This window comes from Crocosphaera sp. Alani8 (genome assembly GCF_038442745.1).
Taxonomy (GTDB): Bacteria; Cyanobacteriota; Cyanobacteriia; order Cyanobacteriales; family Microcystaceae; genus Crocosphaera.
On the sequence record NZ_JARVCN010000293.1, the window covers coordinates 1 to 4,014 of the forward strand.

The 4,014-nt window shown below is 39.6% G+C and carries 5 protein-coding genes; all 5 read left to right on the forward strand.

The window, feature by feature from the left end; translation table 11 throughout:
• Window positions 1-335: 335 nt before the first annotated feature.
• A complete protein-coding gene (gene fabG, locus P9B04_RS16055) occupies window positions 336-1,091 on the forward strand; it encodes a 3-oxoacyl-[acyl-carrier-protein] reductase (protein ID WP_342055994.1) in 756 nt (251 codons plus the stop codon).
• A 163-nt stretch (window positions 1,092-1,254) separates the two neighbouring features.
• On the forward strand, window positions 1,255-1,746 hold the full coding sequence (locus P9B04_RS16060; protein ID WP_342055995.1) for a universal stress protein: 492 nt from the start codon (window positions 1,255-1,257) through the stop codon (window positions 1,744-1,746).
• 100 nt (window positions 1,747-1,846) lie between these two features.
• The gene (locus tag P9B04_RS16065) at window positions 1,847-2,203 is read left to right on the forward strand and encodes a DNA repair protein (RefSeq protein ID WP_342055996.1); all 357 of its coding nucleotides are present in this window, start codon (window positions 1,847-1,849) and stop codon (window positions 2,201-2,203) included.
• Between the two features lie 240 nt (window positions 2,204-2,443).
• Complete coding sequence (locus tag P9B04_RS16070) at window positions 2,444-3,043, forward strand: peroxiredoxin (protein ID WP_342055997.1); 600 nt, start codon at window positions 2,444-2,446, stop codon at window positions 3,041-3,043.
• Between the two features lie 280 nt (window positions 3,044-3,323).
• Window positions 3,324-3,854 carry a pentapeptide repeat-containing protein gene (locus P9B04_RS16075; RefSeq protein WP_342055998.1) on the forward strand — a complete coding sequence of 177 codons (531 nt, stop codon included), beginning with the start codon at window positions 3,324-3,326 and terminating at the stop codon, window positions 3,852-3,854.
• Window positions 3,855-4,014: the final 160 nt, after the last annotated feature.

A 4,014-nucleotide genomic window follows, 5' to 3' on the forward strand; every position in this document is an offset into this window, starting at 1 on the left:
TCATGTTGAAATACGTTTAGATTACTTTCGCCAACAGTATCAGAGATCCGCTTCGTGGTGCGCGGGATTCTCCCTTTGAGAACATCAATTCATTTTACTACTCCTACAACTGGCTAGAAAATCTGCTCATTGCTGGCTCCATGAACGGCTACCGTAACACTACATAAATATTTCAACTAAAACCGTTAGAACCAGAGATAAAGAAGTAATAGATGCAATACCAAACATAATATGTCCTGAAAAACATTACTCCAGATCAACAAGATTCAAATTATTAGATATTCACATCTCAAAACATAATATAATTGTCAAGCAATCGAGAAAAGGGAAATATTATGTCAACTGTCGCCCCACCCCTCAACGAACAAGTTGCCCTCGTTACCGGAGCATCACGGGGTATCGGTAGAGCGATCGCCCTAGCCTTGGGAACCCTGGGTTTAAAAGTAGTGGTCAACTACGCCAGTTCTAGCGATGCAGCCGAAGAAGTCGTTAAATCGATTACAGAAGGCTCAGGAGAAGCGATCGCAGTTCAAGGAGATGTCTCAAACAGCGAGCAGGTAGACAACCTCATCAAAACTACCCTAGATAAGTTTGGGCGCATCGATATTTTAGTCAACAACGCAGGTATCACCCGTGATACCCTCCTAATGCGGATGAAAACCCAAGACTGGCAAGCAGTGATCGATCTGAACCTTACCGGCGTTTTTCTCTGCACCAAAGCCGTCACCAAAACCATGTTAAAACAAAAAAGTGGGCGTATTATCAATATTTCCTCCGTGGTAGGGGAAATGGGGAACCCCGGCCAGGCAAACTACAGCGCAGCCAAAGCAGGAGTTATTGGTTTAACCAAAGCAGTAGCCAAAGAAATGGCTAGTCGAGGTGTTACAGTCAACGCAGTGGCCCCCGGTTTTATCGTCACCGACATGACAGAAAAGGTGAAAACAGACGAGCTTCTAAAGTTTATCCCTTTGGGACGTTTAGGAACTGCTGAAGAGGTAGCAGGAATGGTGAGATTTTTAGCCACAGATTCAGCCGCTGCCTATATCACAGGGCAAGTTTTTAATGTTGACGGTGGTATGGTAATGGCTTGACGCTCCCTTCACTTTCAGTGAGGGATTCTTGGACTCACCATAGCCCGTTCAGGTTCCCCTTACCGAACTACGGAAATACTAAGACTTTAGAGACTTAATTATTTTAAGTCTCCTAAACCATGAGAAAATCACCTAATAAATTTATTTATCTTCAAAATTAATAATGTATCAAAAAATTTTAATCGCTTTAGATATGTCAGACATGAGAGAAATCGTTTTTAATCACGGTTTATCCTTAGCCAAACAAGAGAAAAATTCAAGCCTATTATTGTTACATATTCTCTCAGGAGAAGAAGAAAATAGTCCCCTACCAATTCCTTCCGATCTCAAGGAAATGTATCCTGCCGCCGGTAACGATCTAACTTTAACAACCTGGAAAGAACAATGGGAAGCTTTTGAAAAATCTGGAGTACAAATGTTAGAATCGTACCAAAGAAAAGCTATCAACACCGATATTAGAGCAGAATTTCAACAAATTTATGGTAGTCCTGGCTCAAAAATTTGTAAAATAGCCAATGAATGGAACGCCGATGTTATTGTTATGGGTCATAGGGGACTTTCTGGACTCCAAGAATTTTTCTTAGGCAGTGTTAGTAATTATGTGTTACATCACGCTCCTTGTTCGGTGTTGATCGTCCAACCAGATAAACAGTGAACTGATAACTGATAAACAAATACGAGCGATCGCAACTAAAAAGTTTCTCTGCTGGTTTCATTTTCGGTGTCTCGATGGGAATACTAACGAACAGATGGACATGAAAACACCACAGGGAACCACTCAGATGCAAAACACTCACCAAAACAGCGTTTTAACTATCTTGCTGATGCGTTTTAATATTGAACCATCAGAAGGAATAAAAATTGCAGAAAAATGGTTAAAAAATCATTCTCAAGAAAATTGGGGAACTATTCTGAGGTTACTGAAAAGTAATAACCTTACTTTAGTTGACAAAGAGCTACAACCAGTAGTTGAGTCTATTAGTTCCGAGCAACCGAAAACAGTCAACAAGTATAGAGGTGTAGAAATTAAAACTCAATCTCCTACAGTGGCAGCACAACAGAAGGATTTAAAGCTAGGTAAAAAACGCCGCTATAGAGGAGTTGAATATTAGTCCTTTGAAAGTAATAAAAAGCAAACCATATTCCCCTTGAACCAGGAAAAATCAGAAAAAGAACCAAAAATGAACAGAAAAATAGTTAACAACAAATAACAAACTATTGTAATTAGATAAAAGTAAAATGATAATATGATAACTTGGGGATATTACAACACATTGACAATTGTGATAGATTTGTAGCAGGATATTAATCCTTGCGATCTTCACATTTATTTGATTTTTGGAGCCTAAAAGATGACCATCGAAGGATGCTTGAGAGTTGGGCAAGTTGCTCCCGATTTTAAGGCAACGGCTGTTATTGATCAGGAATTTCAGACAAAAAAGCTTTCTAGCTATCGTGGCAAGTATGTTGTCCTCTTTTTTTATCCTCTGGATTTTACCTTTGTTTGTCCAACCGAAGTCATAGCCTTTAGCGATCGCTACGAAGAGTTTGCTAAGATTAACACAGAAATATTGGCAGTTTCCGTAGATAGCGAATTTTCTCATCTAGCTTGGATTCAAAGTCCCCGTACCGAGGGTGGGGTAGGAGATATCAACTATCCTTTGGTCTCTGACTTAAAAAAAGAAATTAGCACTGCTTATAATGTACTAGACCCAGAATCTGGGGTAGCTTTAAGGGGTTTATTCATTATTGATCGAGAAGGAATAATACAACACTGTACAATTAATAATCTTTCTTTCGGTCGCAGTGTTACCGAAACTCTCCGTACCCTTAAAGCAATACAGCACGTCCAAAACAACCCCGAAGAGGTTTGTCCTGCAGACTGGCAAGAAGGAGATAAAACGATGATTCCTGACCCCATTAAATCTAAGATTTATTTTTCCGCTGTCTAAACTTTTTTCACTTGAAGCAAGTCATAAAAATGCTGTGAGGGGAAAAATTTTCTTGCATTCGTAATTAACAGAGAGATTATAAAGCAATATCAATTTTTGTGAAGACTTATTGATTTATGGTCATTAACCCCTGTGAACTTGTTAAAAATATTTTAAGATTAAATCATTAAATGCTGATATTTCGCTTCAATTTGAATCATTATTAATAACCACTTAAGCGACAGTCATAGATAACAATTAAGCGAAAGAGAGGCCACCATATTAATGGGGGAAAATAGCTATGAAAGAAAGACAACTATTTGCTAACTATCTCAAAAATCAACGAAATTTCCAAGGTGTAAACTTACACAAAGCTGATTTAGAGGGACTAAGTTTACAAAGAATTAATCTCACTCGTGCAGACTTGAGCGGAGCTAACCTAAAACAGACAGATTTAAGCGGTGCTTGTCTAGTCCAAGCCAATTTAACCAATGTGGATTTAACCTCGGCTCATTTAGTGGGAGCTAATCTCACAGAAATCAACCTCATTGGTGCAGATTTAAGTGGTGCAGATTTAACCGGGGTGGACTTAAGTAACGCTGATTTACGTTGTGCAAATTTACACAACGCCAATCTCAGCAAAGCCAAACTCCAAGAGGTTAATTTAGGTGGGGCAGATTTGACTAATGCTAACCTTTGCGATGCCACCATCGTTAACACCGATTTGAGTGTTGCTGACACTCAAGACATCTCTTTAGAGGGCAGCCAGCGATGGGAATTGGAGGAACCGTTGTCAATAACCTCCCCTCATTGGGTCAGTTGGGCCGGTTAAATTTGAATAACAAAGATCTTTCTGCAGGATGCAGAAGTCAGGGGTTGGGTTTCATCTGATGAGTCCGAGAAATGCGATAAATCTCTTGTTGTTTAACAAGAGATTTTTTTAGCTTCCCTGCGAGAAGCCCCGCACTGTACCGAAGGTCAGTGTCGGGATG